This window comes from Stenotrophomonas sp. G106K1 (genome assembly GCF_037969685.1).
GTDB lineage: Bacteria > Pseudomonadota > Gammaproteobacteria > Xanthomonadales > Xanthomonadaceae > Stenotrophomonas > Stenotrophomonas lactitubi.
The window spans coordinates 18,030-34,717 of record NZ_JBBPFR010000018.1; the positions used below are offsets into that span (position 1 = coordinate 18,030).

Here is a 16,688-nt window from a genome sequence, read left to right on the forward strand (position 1 = left end):
TCCTGCCACGCTAGCGACGCCCTTCCCCGCAACAATGAGGAAATTTGCAAAACCCTCCGAAACCGCCAATAGCGACATACACTGCCGCTTCTACCGATCCCGGAGCTTTCGATGCGCATCGGCCTGGCCGCCAACCGTCTCCATCACCACGACGCGCGCGCGGCACTGTTCCGCTGGCTGCGCGCCAGCGAGCCAGGGCTGCGCGAACTGGGCGTGACGCTGTGTGCGGTCGGCCGTACCCATGACGCAATCCAGCGCAACGGTTTCCTTGCCGGTTACGACGGACTGCAGCGCTATCCGTACGGTCGCGAAGGCGGGTTGATGAAGCTGGTGGCCGAAGTGGTGGGCATGGGCGCCGAGCGTACGCTGGACGGTGCGGTCTATCTGATGGATCCGGTGGATCCTTCCTCGGTTTTCCCCGAGGCGACCGCGCTCAAGCGCCAGTGTGTAATCCACGGCAAGCCATTCATTTCCACCGTGGCCACCGCCCGCGACTGGATCGAGGTGGAGCGCGTCCATGCGGGCCTGGCCGCCGATGCCGGTGCCGACGACCTGCATGCGCTCGAAGGGCAGACGCTGGCGTTGATCGCCCACGATGCCATGAAGCCGGCGATGCTGGCGTTCGCCGATGAACACTTCGACGTGCTGGCGCGCTTCGGCGAACGCGTAGCCACCGGCACCACCGGCCAGCGCTTGAACGAGCTGGCCTGGAGCCGCGGCTGGCCCGCGGATACGGCGTGGGTGACGCGCTACCAGAGCGGCCCGATGGGCGGCGATGCGCAGATTGCCGACCGCGTGCTGGAAGGCCGTTGCCAGCGCGCGATCTTCTTCGAGGATCCGCATGTGGCGCGCCAGCACGAAGCCGACATCCAGCTGCTGGAGCGGGCGGTGACCACGGTGACCGATCAGGCGGTGTGCATCACCGCTCCGCGGGTGGCGGCGCGATGGGCGGAGGCGGCGGCCAAGCGCGCGCGCGGGTGAGGTTTTCGGCCAACGGCTGAGCCCCTCGTGGTGGCCGTTCAAATCAAAAGCTGTGCTTGGCCGGACGGGTGGGCCATGCAGGGGACGCTGCAAGTCCCCCTCCGGGGCCCGGCCCAGCCGCTGGCGGCTGTGCGTTCGGTCGCTTGCGAAGCAGTGCTTCGCAAGCAAAGCGCCCTCACCCTTGTAAGCTCGATGGCGCCATCCATGGCGCCAACGCCCCTGCATGACCCACCCGCCCGACCTCAGACAGTTTCCGTGCGCGTCCAGCCACGGAAGAGAAAAAGAAGATCAAGAGCAGCAGCGAATCGCGCGCTGTGCGCGCTTTTGTAGCCGCAGCCCATGCTCGGCTGCTCGATACCCTCTCTGGAGTGGAGCCCCTTCTGTTGAAGGGGCGCGCCGAAGGCGGGGGTAGAGGAGGAATGCGCGGGCAGCTGCTGTAGCGCGAGCGCTACAGCAGCTGCCGAAGCATTGCTTTCAATCTGCGCCCTTCCAGCTGGAAATAGTCGCGCTGCTCGCGCCAGTCGGGGAAGCGTTGTTCCACTTCGTGCCAGAACGCGGGCGAGTGGTTGGCCTGGATCAGGTGGCAGAGTTCGTGCACCAGCACGTATTCAAAGGCGGCGGGGCGGCCCAGTACCAGGGCCAGATCCAACGCCATGCTGCCGTCGGGGGCCAGCGAGCCCCATTGCGAGGACATCACCTTCAAGCGCAGGCGGCTGGGTGCGCGGGGCAGGCCGGGCAGGTACTTCGGCAACCAGCGACCGACATCGGCGCGGGTCTGTGCTTCGTAGAACTCGCGCAGCAGACGGCGCAAGGTCGCGTCGCCGCCACGGCTCGGCCATTGCACGCAGGCACCGTGTTCGTCGATTTCCAATCGTGCGTAACGGCCTTCCTGCCAGCGCAGCGGCAACAGTTCGCCGCGCAGCGGCAGCACACCTTCAACGCCGGGCTGCAACGCGGCGGGCAGGCCGTGTCCCTGGTAAACGCGCAGCTGCAGGCCCAGCCAGTCGCGATGCTGTTCGAGGAAACGCTCGCCCATCACCAGGCTGGCGCGCGGCGGCAGTGTCAATCGTGCACCACGCTCGTCGACGCTGAGCTTGATCCGGCGCGCGCGCGGATCGCGCACACGCAGTACCTCGATCTCGACATCTTCCAGGCGCAGGCGAACGGTGTCGCGCTGTACGGTGGCGGGAGGGACCGGCGAGATCAGGCGGCGCAGCAGACGGCTCATGGTCCCAGCATAGCGCCGTGCGGGGCCGCCGGATGACCGGCGGCCGACGGCCTGCCTGTTCAGTCAGCCTTGCTGAGCTTGAAGGCTTCTTCCAGCAGCAGGAACAGGCGGCGGATCTCCGCGCTCTGCAGGGCGAAGCGGGCGTCGAACTCGGCGCGGCGGCCGTCTTCGTCCGCATGCTCCAGCTGGTCCAGCGCGCCGTCCAGGAACTTCAGCTTGCGCACGATCAGGTCGTCGCCCAGCACGAAGGACAGGTTGTCCTCGAACACCAGGGCCAGCTTGGTCACCTGCTTGCCAGCGTCCAGGTGCTTGTCGATCTCGTCGCAGCGCAGTTCCTGGTGCTGGCACTTGACCACCGCGCCGCCTTCCACCGGGTCCTTCATCTCGCACTCCTCACCCAGGCTGAAGCCGGTGGGCAGGGGCTCGCCAGCGATCCAGCCGGTCAGGATCGAACGCGGCGCGACTTCGGCGTTCAGCGGCATTGCCGGGAAGCTGCCGAGCAGGCCACGGATGTCTGACATGAAGTATTCGCCGGTCTTGCGGCTGGAGGTGTCCACCACCACGTAGCCATGCAGCTGGTCGATGAAGGCGTCGTTGCGCGAGGACTTCACGAAGGCGCGCGGCAGCAGTTCATGCAGCAGGTCGTCCTTCATGCGCTTGCGCTCACGGCCACCGGGGCGGCGGCCTTCCTTCTCTTCGATCTCTTCCAGCTTGCGCTCGAGCAGGTCGTTGACCACCGCGCCGGGCAGGATCTTGTCCTCGCCACCGACGGTCAGCCACAGGTGTTCGGCAATGCGGTGCGAGAGAGCTTCCTTCTCTTCGCGGCCGAACGGTGAGATGAAACCACGCGAGTTCATTTCCAGCGCGCCGACCGGCTTGAGCAGGGCGTGCGGCAGCAGGGTGTCGACTTCGGAAAAATCAGTGGCGGTCGGGAAGCGGAAGAACGTCAGGTTGCGAAAGAACATGGAATTCCGGTGTCTGAAGAAGAAGGGCGCCCGACCTTAAACGGCAGGCGTCTCGGGAACTGCGTCGGACAGCCAGGCGTCGGCATGCGCCGCATCGCCACGGCGGCCCAGGGCCATGAAATCGAACAGGGCGGCATCGGCCAGCTGCGCAGGTCGCACGTCGGCCATTGCCCGGGCGATCTGTTCGATGCGCCCGGGATGGTCCTGGTCCCACTGCTGGAGCATCAGGCCGACCTGCCGACGCTGCAGGTTTTCCTGGCTGCCGCACAGGGTGCAGGGAATGATCGGGAAACGGCGGGCCTGCGCGTACTGCGCGATGTCGTGCTCGCGCACGTACGCCAGCGGGCGGATCACCACGTGCTGGCCATCGTCGCTGAGCAGCTTCGGTGGCATGGCGGCCAGCTTGGCGTGGTGGAACAGGTTCAGGAAGAACGTGGCCACCACGTCATCGCAATGATGGCCCAGCGCGATCTTGCTGAAGCCGTGCGCCTTGGCATGGTTGTACAGCGCACCACGGCGCAGGCGCGAGCACAGCGAACACTTCGTCCGGCCTTCCGGGATGACCCGGCTGACCACCGAATACGTGTCCTGCTCGATGATCTGGTACGGCACGCCCAGCCCGGCCAGGTACTCCGGCAGGACGTGCTCGGGGAACCCGGGCTGCTTCTGGTCCAGGTTCACCGCTACCAGTTCGAACGGCACCGGCGCCTTTTTCTGCAGCTGCAGCAGCAGGTCCAGCAGGGTGTAGCTGTCCTTGCCGCCGGACAGGCAGACCATGACCTTGTCGCCGGCTTCGATCATGCCGAAGTCGGCGATGGCCTGGCCGACCTGACGGCGCAGGTGCTTGCCCAGCTTGTCCGCCCCGTGCCCGGCCACGCGCGGATCGCGCGAAGCGCGCTGCGGGGGATCGGGCAGGGAGATCACGGCGGACATGCCTCCATTCTACCGGCTTGCGGCAGCCTGGACCCGGGGTCGGGATTCCCCTCTCCCGGCAGTCATCGTCGCTGTGTATGCTCGGAGACCGTGGACACCTACAACCCCGCCGAAATCGTCGAACACCTCGTCGCCCTGCGCGCCGAGCACCGGTCGCTGGATGAACAGATCGCGCGCATGGCCGCCAACGGCGAAGATGAGCTGGAGTTCAAGCGCCTGAAGCGGCGCAAGCTGCAGTTGAAGGACTGCATCACCAAACTGGAAAGCCTGCAGATTCCGGACGAACCGGCATAACCGGGTGGCCCATCCACGCATGGCGTGGATCTACTGCAGGCCCACGCCGCCCCGGAAGCACGATGACACGACCCGGCACCACATGGATCCACGCCATGCCGGAACATCCCGGTAGATCCACGCCATGCGTGGATGGCACGACCCGGCACCATATGGATCCACGCCATGCCGGGATGTCCCAGTAGATCCACGCCATGCGTGGATGGGGCCTGCATCAACGCGGCAGCACCAGCTCCACACTCCAGGCCGCCTCGCCGTCCACGGTCAGGTCGCAGCGGCGCACGTTGCCGGCACCGGTACAGCGCAGCCCCAGCGGATGGCCGTACCAGTCACCGGCAAGACCCTTGCGAGCGGCGGGTTCATCACCGCTGATACGCACCTCGCCGGCCAGCCAAAGACGGTAGTGCGCCGGTTGCCCGGCCTTCGCCTCCAGACACAGGCGCACCGGCGCATCGGCCAGTCGCCCCGGCAGGGTGTCCTCCACACAGGCCTCTGCAGCCTGCACCGACGCAGCCGCAAGGCCTGCGGCCGCGACCATCGCGGCCAGGCCCGACAGGCGCCGCAGGTTCAATCCTGCGGTGCCGGTTCGTCCGGGCGCGCTGCTTCCGGGCTGACCCGTTCGATGGTGTGGCGCAGTTCGCGGCCGAGGATGAATTTGGCATCCTTGGCCCAGGCATCCAGGCGCTCGTCGAACAGCAGCTTGCTGTTCTCGTCCGGCCACACCAGGCGCAGTTCGCGCAGCTTCTGGATGAACCCGCGGAACAGCGACTTGTCGAAGAACTCCGGCGCGGCCGGCGCATAGAGCAGGCTCAGGCGCTGCGCGGCCTGCTGGCACAGGCTTTCCAGTTCGGCCGCGCCGAGCGTACCCGGGCCGTTCTTCACCAGCACCGAAATGGCGATGTAATACCGCTCGAACGCCTGCTGCAGCGAATGGCCAATCGCACGCAGGCGGAACACTTCGTCGGTCTGCCCGGTGTTGCGCGCCAGGATGCCGCCGTCGTCTTCGTTGACGTTCTGCAGCAGGCCCTCACGCACGAACACGTCGATGGTCTGGTCGATGCGCTGGGCGAACTCGTCCTCGGTCCACGGCAGGAACAGTTCGGCCTGCAGGAACGGGTACACCGTGCGGCCCAGCTGCACCAGGCCGGTGCGGCTCATGCGGCGGTTGTTCTGGAAGCAGCAGGCCACCCACGACGACGCGGTGAACAGGTGCACCACGTTGTTGCGGAAATAGCTCAGCAGCACCGCGGTATCGCCGCTGACGCTGAGCACGTCGCCCAGCGGATGCTTGATGCGGGTGAGGACGTTGATCTCTTCGGCGTGGGCGATGATCCGCTCCGGCGAGTGCGGGGTCACCGTCACCCGGCCCGAATACGGCATCTCCACCAGCAGGGTCTTGCACAGCTCGATCTGCGCGATCAGGTCGGCCTCGCCCATCGCATGCTTGGGCGTGGACAGCAGGGCCAGCGCCAGCAGGTTGATCGGATTGACGTCGGCCGCGCCGTTGATGCGCACCTGGATGCGCTCGGCCAGGGTGTCGACGGTGGTCGACAGCCACGAGGGCTTCTCGTCCTCGGACACCGCCTCGCCACCCCACTCCGGAGCCTTCTCGGCCAGCACATCGTTCAGCGCGATGGGCTCGCCGAAGTTCACCACCACCTGGCCGTAGTTCTGCTTGAGCACCTTGGGGATGCCCCACAGCAGCTGCCAGATCGATTCCTTTTCCTTCGGCCGCCCGGACAGTTCATCCAGGTAGCTGCCGCCCTCCATCAGCTTCTCGTAGCCGATGTAGATGGGCTGGAACAGCACGGGCTTGCGCGGCTGGCGCAGGAACGCGCGCAGGGTCATCGAAATCATGCCGCCCTTGGGCTGCAGCAGCCGACCGGTACGCGAGCGCCCACCTTCGACGAAGTATTCGATGGAGTAGCCGCCTGCGACCAGCTGCGCGACGTATTCGCTGAGCACCGCCGAGTACAGCGCGTTGCCGCGGATCGAACGGCGGATGAAGAACGCACCGCCCTTGCGCAGCAGGGTGCCGACCACCGGCAGGTTCAGGTTGATGCCGGCCACGATGTGCGGCGGCACGATGCCACGGTCGTACAGCAGGTAGGACAGCAGCAGGTAGTCCATGTGGCTGCGGTGGCTGGGCACGTAGACCACTTCGTGGCCCGGTGCAGCAGCCTTGAACTTGTCCAGGTGGTGCACCAGCACGCCGGCGTAGATGCGGTTCCACACGTGGCTGAGCATGAAGCTGGCCGAGCGCACCACCGGGCTGGAATAGTCCGCGGCGATTTCCCAGGCGTAGGCGTGTGCCTTCTTCCAGGCATCGCTGGTTTTGCTGTTGTCGCGCTTGGCCTGGGAGGCGATCGCTTCGCGCACCGTCTCGGCGGCCAGCACCTGGTCCACCAGCAGGCGCCGGGTCGACAGGTCAGGACCGATCACCGACTCGCGGATGCGGCGGAAATGGGTACGCAGCACGCGCTGCAGCTTGCGCACCGTACGCTCGGGCTCCAAGCCCTCGTCGATGGTCGAGCGCAGCGAGATCGGCGGTGCGAAGCGGACGATGGTGTTGCGGCCGTTCAGCAGCAGGCCGAGCAGGCGGCGGAAACGGCCGACCAGCGCCCAGTTTTCCGAGAACAGCACGGCGAACCAGCCGCTCTGCTTGTCCGGGGCGCGGCCGACGAAGATCGATACCGGCACCAGGTGCACGTCCAGATCGTCGCGCACGCGATGGGCCTGCAGGACCTTGGCCAGGGAATCGGAATGGGTCTTGGCGCCGCGCTGCTCGGGAATCAGCGAGTTGCTGGAGCTGCGGCGCGACAGGGCCAGGTAGGCGCGCTTGCGGCCAGTGGGGTCACCGGCCAGCGGTACCAGCGGCGACGGCAGGCCAGCTTGGCGGCAGGCCTTGTCCAGGATCAGCGCGTTGGACAGGCCGTAGTCCTCCAGCACGTACATGACCGGGCGGCCATCGTTGTACTGGCCCGGGTCTTCCGGCTCGATCTTCAGCGACAGCCAGGGCTCCACCAGGCGCCCCAGCAAGCGCGCCCACAGTGGGCGGCGGCCAGCAGGACGCGCGTGCACGGGCGTCGCCGCCGGCGGCGTGCCGGCGTCGGTCGAGGGGGACACCGGCGCCGTGTCGGCGGGCGTCGGCTGGGATTCTTCGCCGGGGAACGGCAGCGGGTTCTGTTTCGACATCGACGTCATTATGGCTTAGCCGATGGCGTTGCCGCTTCCCCATCGGTTGCGGGGGCGGGCACAGGCTCCGGCGCGGCGGCGGCGCGGGCGGCATCGGCCTGGTGCAACAGGGCATCGGTATCGGCCAGGGTGCGGGTCAGGTACCAGTGGCCCTCGCGCCGGCTCAGCGGCACCTGCACGGTCATTGCGCGGCCGGCAAGCTCGTACTGCAGACGCACCAGGGCGTTGTCCCCTTCCACCGACAACAGCTCGCCGCGCACGCTGCGCAGCGCCTCGTCAACGCCCAGCCCGTAGCTGGCCAGCACAGCCTTGACCGTGTGGATGAACGGCGCCAGCTGCTCCAGGCTGCCTTCCATGCCCGCAGCCTGCAGGCCGGCGTCGTCCTGGAAACCGACCTTGGCGGCGGCACCGACGAGGGCGGCGATGCTGCTGCGGGCCCTGGCGCGGTCGCTGATGGGTGCGTCCTGGGCCCAGGACGCCAGGGTCTGCACCAGCTGGATGTAGTGCGCCTGCTGGCCAGGCGTGTAGCCCTTCTGGTGCCGCAGGTACTGCACGCCGAAGTTGCCCATCGACTGCGCGGCCTGGCGTACGGCGCGGGCCTGTCCGGCCAGCTGGCGGTCGAAACTGCGCTGCAGCTGCACGCTGGCGCCGGGCTCACGCAGTGCCGCCAGCATCGGCAGCAACTGGTCGCCGAGCGGCAGCCCCGTCAACGGCCACTGGCTGTGGCCGTCGGCCCAGGCCTGCTGCAGGCGCTGATACTGGCTGGGCGGCACCGACAGCTTTGCGTAGCCGACCAGATCGTCCTCGGCCAGCCGTTGCGCCATCGCCTGTACGGCGGCGACAGGCTCGGCCGGCGCGGCAGCCGGATCGCTGCCGGATTCACGGCACGCGGCGATGGCCAGCAGCAGCATGGCCGCCAGCCCCCATCCCCGCGCAGACCTTCCTCGCACTACAACGCTCATGCAATCGGACTCCCCGGACCGGTCCGCATCTTGCGGCCTGCGACGTGACAGCGGCAAGCCGGGGCGTCACGGTTTCCGCCATGGCCCGTACTGCATGGTGGCTCCATGCCGCGCGCCGACGAGCCTCCCCGCACCGGGCAGGCAAAAAAAAGAGCCCGGATCACAGGGATCGCAGACTCTTCAAACCGGCGCAAGGCCGGTGGACAGTGTTGTGGCGCATGTCCGGCCCGAAGACCGGATGGCGGCGATCCTACGCTGCCCGCAAAGTTAATGCAACACATGACAAAACATAATTCAACTTATTGATTTTATTGAATCAATCGCGTTGCCAGACCGCTTCTATGAAATCTACGGCATGTTTTTCGGCGATTCGGGCATAAACGCCGGGGTAGCCGGCCAGCGCGCAGCCTTCGCCCCAGCTGACGACACCGAACTGGGTCCAGCCCTCGCGCAGGCGCAGCAGCAGCGGACCACCGGAATCGCCCTGGCAGCTGTCGATCCCCTCGCGTCCGGCGCAGATGACCTTGCCGCGTGCCAGCTCACCCGCGTACGCCTGCTGGCACTCGGCGAAGGGCACGAACGGGGTCTGCACCGTCTGCAGCTGGGTGGGATAGAGGCGCCCGGCACCGATATCGGTGTCGCCCCAGCCGATCACCGTGAACTGCCTGCCGGGCTTCAGATAGCTGGCATCGGGCCGCAACCGCAGCGCCACCGGCTGCGCATCGGCCAACGGCGTATCCAGGTGGATCAGGGCGACGTCATGCTCCAGCGAATTGCCGCTGTTGAACGCCGGATGCATGTGGATGGCCGTGACGTTGGATGCGCGTGCCGACGGTTCAGTGGACAGCGCAGTAACGCCCCCCAGCACGGCCAGATCACCGGGGCGATCGCCGTCCACGCAGTGCGAGGCCGTCAGCACCCATGAGGGGGAAATCAGCGTGCCGCCACACCAGTGGCGACCGTGGTCACTGTCACCGAACGCCAGGCGCTGGATGCTGACCATGAACGGGTAGTCACCGGGCCTGGCGGCCTCGCCGCCGATGATGCGCGGCGCTTCGCGGGGCTGGGGTGCCGCCGCAGCGGGAAAGACGATGGCGGCGGCCAACAGGCTGCCGAACAGCAAAGAGGTGCTGCGATACATATCCGTGTATTCCTCTGTCGATGGTTGGAACCGGCACGGCCGCGGTCCGTGCTGGTGCATCGATTGATAGAGGTCGCTCCACCCGCGCAGCGCGATGTGGTGCACAGTTTCCCGGGCTGGGGTCGGGTGCGTCAGGGCAAAGGGCACAAATGCGAACGCCACCCCGCATTCGGTGGGATGGCGTTCGTGGTGCCGGCGTGACCGCCGTCGGAGCGGGGCTCAGCGCGCGGCCAGAGCCGTCGCGATTTCCTGCTGGATCGCCCGTGCTGCGGCCTGCGGATCGGACGCCAGGCGGATCGGACGACCGACCACGATGGCATCGGCGCCATCGGCGAAGGCCTGCGCCACGCCCACGGTGCGCTTCTGGTCATCGCCGACCGGGCCACCGGGGCGGATGCCCGGGCAGATGATCGAGAAACCGGTGCCGGTCGCGGCACGGATCGGACCCGCTTCCTGGCCGGAGGCGATCACGCCGTCGATGCCAGCAGCCTGTGCAGCCAGCGCGCGTTCGACCACAACCTCCACCGGCTCGCGGTCGATGCCCATCTGCGCCAGGTCCGGGCGGCCCATCGAGGTCAGCACGGTCACCGCCAGCAGGCGCATGTCGCCGCTGTTGGCGGCCGCGCAGGCCTCCATCATCGCCGGGTGCCAGCCGTGGATGGTGGCGTAGCTGACCGGCCACTGCGACAGGCGCTTGATCACCGCCGCGGCGGTGGCGGGGATATCGAAGAACTTCAGGTCGACGAACACCCGCTTGTCGCGGCGTGCCAGTTCGTCCAGTACCTGGAAGTACTCACCGGAGGCGAGCAGTTCCATGCCGATCTTGTAGAACGCCACGCTGTCGCCAAGGCGGTCGACCCACTCCAGCGCCTGCACGCGGTCAGGCACGTCCAGCGCAAAGATCAGACGCTCGTCGTCGCGCAGCGGCAGCGGGGCGCGGCTCATGGCGCGTAGTCCAGGGCGGCACGCTTGGCGTCATGGCGGGCCTGGCGCGACTGCGCGTAATCGTTGTTGAACTGCGCCGGCTCGAAGCCGCCGTAGGTCGGGTTCGGCAGCATCCACCAGCGCTCGCCGAACCAGTCGTGGTACTGCTGCAGCAGCGCGTCGCGGCCATCATTGGTGTTGGCGGTCACTTCCACGAAGTCACCCAGCTGGTCGCCGAACTGCATCAGCACGCGGTACTTCTGGCCAGCCAGGCGGCGGCGGCAGTTCTTCTCGCTGCCGGCCTGCTCGCAGCCTTCAACCACGGTGCCCAGACCGAGGAACACGCTGTCATCGGCCACCGGCAGGCCCTGCTCGCGCAGGTTGGCCAGGGTCGCGTCCTTCAGGTGTACGGCGCGGTTGGAGATGTACAGCAGGGTCACGCCCTTGGCGTTGGCGGCCTTGGCGAAGTCGACCACGCCGGGAATGGCCTTGGCCTTCTTTTCAGCGACCCACTGGTCCCAGCTGAGTTCGTCGTATTCCTTGCCATCACGCACCAGGCGCGCCTGGTAGGGCGAGTTGTCCAGCACGGTCTCATCCACGTCCAGCACCACGGCCGGCTTCAGGCCCTTGGCGTCGTTGCCGCGCTCTTCCGGCACCAGCGCATCCCAGTGGGCTTCCTTCAGCGCGACGTCCAGGTGGTCGGCGGCGGCGCGGTAGGTCTGCTCGGTGATCGCCTTGTATTCCTGCGCGCGCTGCATCCACAGCACGGCGTTGAGGTTGTCGTTGGCAGTCGCGTCAAGGGCGCCGTCGGCCTTGGCGGCCGCGGCCGGCGCTTGCGGGGTGGCGGCTTCGGCAGGCGCTTCCACGCGCTTGCAGGCGGACAGGCCCAGCACCGCAGTGGCGAGCAGGGTCAGGGACAAGGAAACGGGACGACGCATGGATTCACCGGCAATCAGATATACCGGCCCATTTTACCGGCAAAGGCGCCTCCGGGACGGCTATGCTTGGTGGTTGACCTGTTGTCTTCCGGAAGCCGCCATGACCGACCCTGCCCAGACCCCCGACGTTCCGCTGCTGGATGCCGTACAGGCGCGCCTGCTGGGCTGCCTGGTGGAGAAGGAAGCCACCACCCCGGACACCTACCCGCTGACGGTCAACGCCGCGCAATCGGCCGCCAACCAGAAGACCGCCCGCGAGCCGGTGATGAACGTGAGCGCCGGCAGCGTGGAGCATGCGCTGCGTCAGCTGGAGACGCTGGGCCTGGCCCGCCAGCACTTCTCCTCGCGCGCCGACCGCTACGAGCACCGCCTGCAGAGCGCGCTGGACCTGACCCGGCAGCAGACCGTGCTGCTGGCCCTGCTGCTGCTGCGCGGGCCGCAGACCCTGGGCGAACTGGTCACCCGTGCCGAGCGCCTGCACCGCTTCGCCGATGCCGACGAAGCCCGCCACGCCATCGAGCGCCTGCAGCAGCGTGCCCTGCTGGTGGTGCTGCCGCGCGCCAGCGGCCAGCGCGAAGACCGCTACATGCACCTGCTGTGCGGTGAGGTGGACGGCGCGGCGTTGGCAGCGAAGTACGCCAGCAGTGGCGGCGGTGCCGAGTCGGCCGACCCCGGCCTGGCTGAGCGCGTGGCCCAGCTGGAAGCGGCCGTGGCCGAGCTGCAGGCCCAGCTGGCCGAGCTGCGCGGCGGCTGAGGCGGTGGGTGCCGACCGTTGGTCGGCACGGTGGCACTCTGTGGTGCCGACCAACGGTCGGCACCCACCACGATCAAACCTCGGCCGCGCCGAGCGTGGCGTATAGGCGGCTGGGGCTGTCGATGCCCGGCAGCTGGATGACCCCGCGCTCGTGCATGCCCAGGCCCAGCAGCACCTTCGCCGAGGCGACGTTGTCCAGATCGGTGATGCCGTAGAGATCCTGCAGGCCCAGCGCCGTGCGTGCGTGATTGAACACCGCCCGCGCCGCCTCGCTGGCATAGCCCTGCCCCGCGAATTCCGACAGCACCGCGTAGCCGATATCCGGCGCTGGCAATCCCTCACGCCGCACCAGCCCGGCATTACCCAGCCACGCGCCATCGGACAGCCGCTCGATCGCATACATGCCGAAGCCATTCAACGCATAGCTGTGCAGCACCCGCAGGGCGATGTACTCGCGCGCCTGCTCTTCGTCGCGCACGTTGCGGTCACCGATGAAACGCACGAAACCCGGATCGTTGAGCAGCGCCAGCATCGGAGCCGCATCCCGGTCCGGTTCAATGGCCCGCAGCCGCAGGCGTTCGCTTTCAATCGGGTGCACGGACAAACCTCCAGCCAGAAGCCCCGATTGTGCCTCAGCCCCCGGCTGTTGCTTTTGATTTTCTTTTTATTTTCCGTGGCTGGCGCGCACGGAACCTGTCCAAGGCCGGGTAGATGGGTTGCGCAGGGGCGTGAGCCGCATGGATGCGGCGACCGAGCTTACAGGGACGTACTTGCAGCGTCCCCTGCGCAGCCCATCTACCCGGCCAAGCACACATGCACTGCGAACGGCGCCAGCCACGAGGGGCGGCGCCGTTGGAGCGCCTTAGTCGAACAATGCCTCGATCGCCGCCAACCCCGCCGTCGCCCGCTCCTTCTTCCGCGCCGCATCCGCCACCGGATCCGCGCCATCGCGCTGGATCTCCTCGGCCGGGATTTCCTCGAAGAAGCGGCTCGGCTTCAACCGCACATGCTCACCGAACTTGCGGGTCAGCTTGCTGTAGCTCATCCACAGCTGGATCTTCGCGCGAGTGATGCCCACGTACAGCAGGCGCCGCTCTTCCTGCAGGTTGCCCTCGTCCAGGCTGACCTGGTGCGGCAGCACGCCATCCTCGCAGCCGACGATGAACACGTACGGGAATTCCAGGCCCTTGGAGGCGTGCATGGTCATCATCCGCACCTGGTTGCCACCCTCGTCCTTGTCGCTGCGCGACAACAGCGCCAGCTGGCCGGCCAGATCGGCAGCGGTGGCGCCACGCGGGCCGCCCTCGAACCACTGCGCCAGTTCTTCGATGTTGTTGGCACGACGCTGGTAGCTGGCTTCTTCCTTGGCCTGCTGGCGCAGCTCGCTGAGCAGGCCCGATTCCTTGGCCACCTTGCGGATCATGTCGCCGGAGCTGATCTGCCGCGTCTGCGCGCGCAGGTCGCGCAGGATGTCGGTGAAGCGCGCCAGGCTGTTGGCCGCGCGCGGTGGCAGCTGCTGCAGCGCGCCGATCGCTTCGGCGGCCTGCGCCATCGGCATGTCCTTTTCCGAGGCCAGTTCGGCCAGCTTGGCCAGGGTGCCGGCGCCGACCTCGCGCTTGGGTGACTGCACCGCACGCAGGAACGCGGTGTCATCGTCCGGATTCACCAGCAGCCGTAGCCACGCCAGCGTGTCCTTCACTTCCTGGCGCTCCAGGAACATGGTGCCACCGGTCAGGTGATAGGGGATACGCAGCAGCTGCATCGCCTTTTCCAGCGGACGCGACTGGAAGTTGCCGCGGAACAGGATGCAGAAATCGCTCCACGGCACGTTGCGCGTCTGCGCCACGAACGCGATCTCGGCGGCGACTTTCTCGGCCTCGTGTTCGCTGTTGCGGCACTCCCACACACGGATGCGCTCGCCATCGGCCTGGTCGCTCCACAGCTTCTTCAGGTGTTCGTGCGGATTGTTGGCGATCAGCGCATTGGCCGCGCGCAGCACGCGGTTGGAACACCGGTAGTTCTGCTCCAGCTTGATGATTTCCAGCGCCGGGTAATCGCGCCCCATCTGCTGCAGGTTTTCCGGGTTGGCGCCACGCCAGGCGTAGATCGACTGGTCGTCATCGCCCACGCAGGTGAAGTTGCCCTTGTCACCGGCCAGCTGCTTGAGCAGGCGGTACTGGGCATCGTTGGTGTCCTGGCATTCGTCGACCAGCAGATAGCCGATGCGTTCGCGCCAGGCCAGCGCGATGTCCGGGTTCTCTTCCAGGATCTGCACCGGCAGCCGGATCAGGTCATCGAAATCGACGGCGTTGAACGCGCTCAGGCGCAACTGGTAGCGCTCGTAGATGCCGGCCGCTTCCTTTTCACGGTTGCTGCGCGCAGCGGCCATCGCCTGCTCCGGCGACAGTCCGGCGTTCTTGGCGCGCGACACCAGGTTCTTCATGTCCTCGATGTCGTCGGGCTTGGCGCCGTGCATCAGGTCCTTGATCTGCGCGGCCGCGTCATCGGCATCGAAGATCGAGAAGCCGCGCTTGAGCCCGACCGCGGCATGCTCGATCTGCAGGAACTTCAGGCCCAGCGCATGGAAGGTGCAGATGGTCACTTCATCGGCATCCTGCTCGCGCAGGCGCTTGGCCACGCGCTCGCGCATTTCCTTGGCCGACTTGTTGGTGAAGGTGATCGCGGCGATGCGCTTGGCCGGGTAGCGGCCACAGCCGATCAGATGGGCGATCTTTTCCACGATCACGCGCGTCTTGCCGCTGCCGGCGCCGGCGAGCACCAGCAGCGGTCCTTCGATGTGGAGGACGGCGGCAGCTTGGGGGGGATTGAGACCGTGCATTGGGGTGGGATTGTAGCGGGCGTTGATGGCGGCCACAGCCGCCGGCCGGTGGGCTTGCTGAACGGCTTCGGCCGGTGCCGGGTGGCGTCGTACAATCGGCCGATGGCCAAGCTCTATTTCTACTATTCGGCGATGAACGCCGGCAAGACCACCACCCTGCTGCAGAGCGCGCACAACTACCGCGAGCGCGGCATGCGCGTGGCGATCCTGACCCCGCGCCTGGACGACCGTGCCGGTGCTGGCGTGGTCGCCTCGCGGATCGGCCTGCGCGCCGACGGCATGGCCTTCGAACGCGACACCGACCTGCAGCAGTGGGTCACGCAGGATCTGCAGGCCAACGGGCCGCTGGGCTGCGTGCTGGTGGACGAGGCGCAGTTCCTCAGCCGCAGCCAGGTCTGGCAGCTCAGCGAAGTGGTCGACCAGCTGCGCATCCCGGTGCTGTGCTATGGCCTGCGCACCGATTTCCGCGGCGAGTTGTTCGAGGGCAGTCAATACCTGCTGGCCTGGGCCGACGAGATGCAGGAGATCAAGACGATCTGCCACAGCGGCAAGAAGGCGACCATGACCGTGCGCGTGGACGAACACGGCCATGCCGTGCAGGACGGCCCGCAGGTGGAGATCGGCGGCAACGAGCGCTACGTGTCGGTAAGCCGCGCCGAGTTCAAGAAGATCACCCGTGGCGAGGGCCGGATCGATCCGGCGCAGGCGCCGCTGCCGTTGTAGTGCATGGCCCTTCACCGGCCATGACGTCCTGCGGTTTACAAGACCGCGTGGTCGGACCTAGGCTGCGGCACTACCTGCTGCCGAACTGGATGTCCGTCATGCGCCCCGCCCTGCTGTTGCTTCCCGTATTGTTCCTGCCCCTGTTCGCCACTGCGGCCGAGCGTCCGTCCGGCGAAGAGGACGCGGCCGTGATCGGTGCTGGTTTCATGGACAGCCATCCGGACATGATGTATCGGCAGTGGGGCGTCAACGCCCTGCGCCGCAACGACGTCAACGGCGCGATGGACAACTTCCGGCTGGCCGCACGCTATGCCGACAAGCCCGCGCAGGGCTACCTGGGGGAGATGTACTGGTATGGCGTCGAACAGCCACGCGATCCGGTCATGGCCTATGCGTGGATGGACGTCGCCGCCGAACGTGGCTACCCGCTGTTCGTGGACCTGCGCAACGAGTACTGGGCGACCCTGCCGCTGGAACAGCACGATGCCGCACGGGCGCAGGCGAGCGCGCTGCGCGCCGAATATGGCGACGAGGTCGCGCGCCCGCGCATGGCCGAAGTACTGAGGAAGGGACGACGCGAGATGACCGGCAGCCGCGTAGGCTCGATGTCCAACAATGTGGACATCGTGTACATGGACGGCGGCATAGCCCGCACGATCAAGGCCGACCGCCTGTATGACCCCAAGTACTGGGATCCGAAGCAGTACGAGCGCTGGCAGGACGAAACCTGGATGAAGATCCGCCGTGGCACGGTGGAAGTGGGTGTGCCTACGCAATCGCACGCCACCGACGCCAAGCCATGAATCGAGGG

At 67.2% G+C, this 16,688-nt stretch carries 16 protein-coding genes; 5 read left to right on the plus strand and 11 right to left on the minus strand.

The genetic code is table 11. The features are described 5' to 3' along the window. Window positions 1-111 precede the first annotated feature (111 nt). Window positions 112-981, plus strand: a complete 870-nt coding sequence (locus WKB25_RS15330; protein ID WP_340571629.1) for a methylglyoxal synthase — start codon at window positions 112-114, stop codon at window positions 979-981. A gap of 448 nt (window positions 982-1,429) precedes the next feature. On the opposite strand, the gene WKB25_RS15335 is transcribed toward WKB25_RS15330, so the two are convergent. The 3 genes from WKB25_RS15335 to ttcA are packed head-to-tail and all read right to left on the minus strand — an operon-like array spanning window position 1,430 to window position 4,107. Beyond that, on the minus strand, window positions 1,430-2,209 hold the full coding sequence (locus tag WKB25_RS15335; RefSeq protein WP_340571631.1) for a SprT family zinc-dependent metalloprotease: 780 nt from the start codon (window positions 2,207-2,209) through the stop codon (window positions 1,430-1,432). A gap of 59 nt (window positions 2,210-2,268) precedes the next feature. After that, window positions 2,269-3,174, minus strand: a complete 906-nt coding sequence (locus WKB25_RS15340) for a recombination-associated protein RdgC (RefSeq protein ID WP_340571632.1) — start codon at window positions 3,172-3,174, stop codon at window positions 2,269-2,271. A 36-nt stretch (window positions 3,175-3,210) separates the two neighbouring features. Then, window positions 3,211-4,107 carry a tRNA 2-thiocytidine(32) synthetase TtcA gene (gene ttcA, locus WKB25_RS15345; RefSeq protein ID WP_340571633.1) on the minus strand — a complete coding sequence of 299 codons (897 nt, stop codon included), beginning with the start codon at window positions 4,105-4,107 and terminating at the stop codon, window positions 3,211-3,213. A 90-nt stretch (window positions 4,108-4,197) separates the two neighbouring features. On the opposite strand from ttcA, the gene WKB25_RS15350 reads away from it, so the two are divergent. Continuing rightward, complete coding sequence (locus WKB25_RS15350) at window positions 4,198-4,401, plus strand: YdcH family protein (RefSeq protein WP_032978412.1); 204 nt, start codon at window positions 4,198-4,200, stop codon at window positions 4,399-4,401. 214 nt (window positions 4,402-4,615) lie between these two features. Here WKB25_RS15350 and WKB25_RS15355 read toward each other — a convergent pair whose 3' ends face one another. From WKB25_RS15355 to WKB25_RS15380, 6 genes are all read right to left on the minus strand, one after another. Beyond that, a complete protein-coding gene (locus WKB25_RS15355) occupies window positions 4,616-4,972 on the minus strand; it encodes a hypothetical protein (protein ID WP_340571634.1) in 357 nt (118 codons plus the stop codon). After that, the gene (plsB, locus tag WKB25_RS15360) at window positions 4,969-7,605 is read right to left on the minus strand and encodes a glycerol-3-phosphate 1-O-acyltransferase PlsB (protein ID WP_340571635.1); all 2,637 of its coding nucleotides are present in this window, start codon (window positions 7,603-7,605) and stop codon (window positions 4,969-4,971) included. Before plsB ends, WKB25_RS15355 begins: the two co-directional genes overlap by 4 nt. Further along, window positions 7,605-8,558, minus strand: a complete 954-nt coding sequence (locus WKB25_RS15365; RefSeq protein ID WP_340571636.1) for a hypothetical protein — start codon at window positions 8,556-8,558, stop codon at window positions 7,605-7,607. The genes plsB and WKB25_RS15365 overlap by 1 nt, the downstream gene beginning before the upstream one ends. A gap of 316 nt (window positions 8,559-8,874) precedes the next feature. Continuing rightward, on the minus strand, window positions 8,875-9,699 hold the full coding sequence (locus WKB25_RS15370; protein ID WP_340571638.1) for a serine protease: 825 nt from the start codon (window positions 9,697-9,699) through the stop codon (window positions 8,875-8,877). Window positions 9,700-9,918: 219 nt separating this feature from the next. Continuing rightward, the gene (gene pyrF / locus WKB25_RS15375) at window positions 9,919-10,644 is read right to left on the minus strand and encodes an orotidine-5'-phosphate decarboxylase (RefSeq protein WP_340571639.1); all 726 of its coding nucleotides are present in this window, start codon (window positions 10,642-10,644) and stop codon (window positions 9,919-9,921) included. Then, a complete protein-coding gene (locus WKB25_RS15380) occupies window positions 10,641-11,561 on the minus strand; it encodes a 5'-nucleotidase, lipoprotein e(P4) family (protein ID WP_340571640.1) in 921 nt (306 codons plus the stop codon). The genes pyrF and WKB25_RS15380 overlap by 4 nt, the downstream gene beginning before the upstream one ends. Before the next feature lie 100 nt (window positions 11,562-11,661). On the opposite strand from WKB25_RS15380, the gene WKB25_RS15385 reads away from it, so the two are divergent. Further along, window positions 11,662-12,315 carry a DUF480 domain-containing protein gene (locus tag WKB25_RS15385; protein ID WP_100554314.1) on the plus strand — a complete coding sequence of 218 codons (654 nt, stop codon included), beginning with the start codon at window positions 11,662-11,664 and terminating at the stop codon, window positions 12,313-12,315. A 73-nt stretch (window positions 12,316-12,388) separates the two neighbouring features. Here the strand turns inward: WKB25_RS15385 and WKB25_RS15390 are convergent, their stop codons facing one another. Both WKB25_RS15390 and WKB25_RS15395 read right to left on the minus strand, forming a co-directional pair. Beyond that, entirely contained in the window at window positions 12,389-12,913 is a 525-nt protein-coding gene (locus WKB25_RS15390) for a GNAT family N-acetyltransferase (protein ID WP_340571641.1), read from the minus strand. 264 nt (window positions 12,914-13,177) lie between these two features. After that, window positions 13,178-15,154, minus strand: coding sequence for a UvrD-helicase domain-containing protein (locus WKB25_RS15395; protein WP_340571642.1), 1,977 nt, complete (start codon window positions 15,152-15,154; stop codon window positions 13,178-13,180). Between the two features lie 102 nt (window positions 15,155-15,256). On the opposite strand from WKB25_RS15395, the gene WKB25_RS15400 reads away from it, so the two are divergent. Both WKB25_RS15400 and WKB25_RS15405 read left to right on the plus strand, forming a co-directional pair. Further along, the gene (locus tag WKB25_RS15400; protein WP_099819678.1) at window positions 15,257-15,877 is read left to right on the plus strand and encodes a thymidine kinase; all 621 of its coding nucleotides are present in this window, start codon (window positions 15,257-15,259) and stop codon (window positions 15,875-15,877) included. 98 nt (window positions 15,878-15,975) lie between these two features. Beyond that, window positions 15,976-16,680 carry a sel1 repeat family protein gene (locus WKB25_RS15405; RefSeq protein WP_340571643.1) on the plus strand — a complete coding sequence of 235 codons (705 nt, stop codon included), beginning with the start codon at window positions 15,976-15,978 and terminating at the stop codon, window positions 16,678-16,680. The last annotated feature ends 8 nt before the right edge of the window (window positions 16,681-16,688 follow it).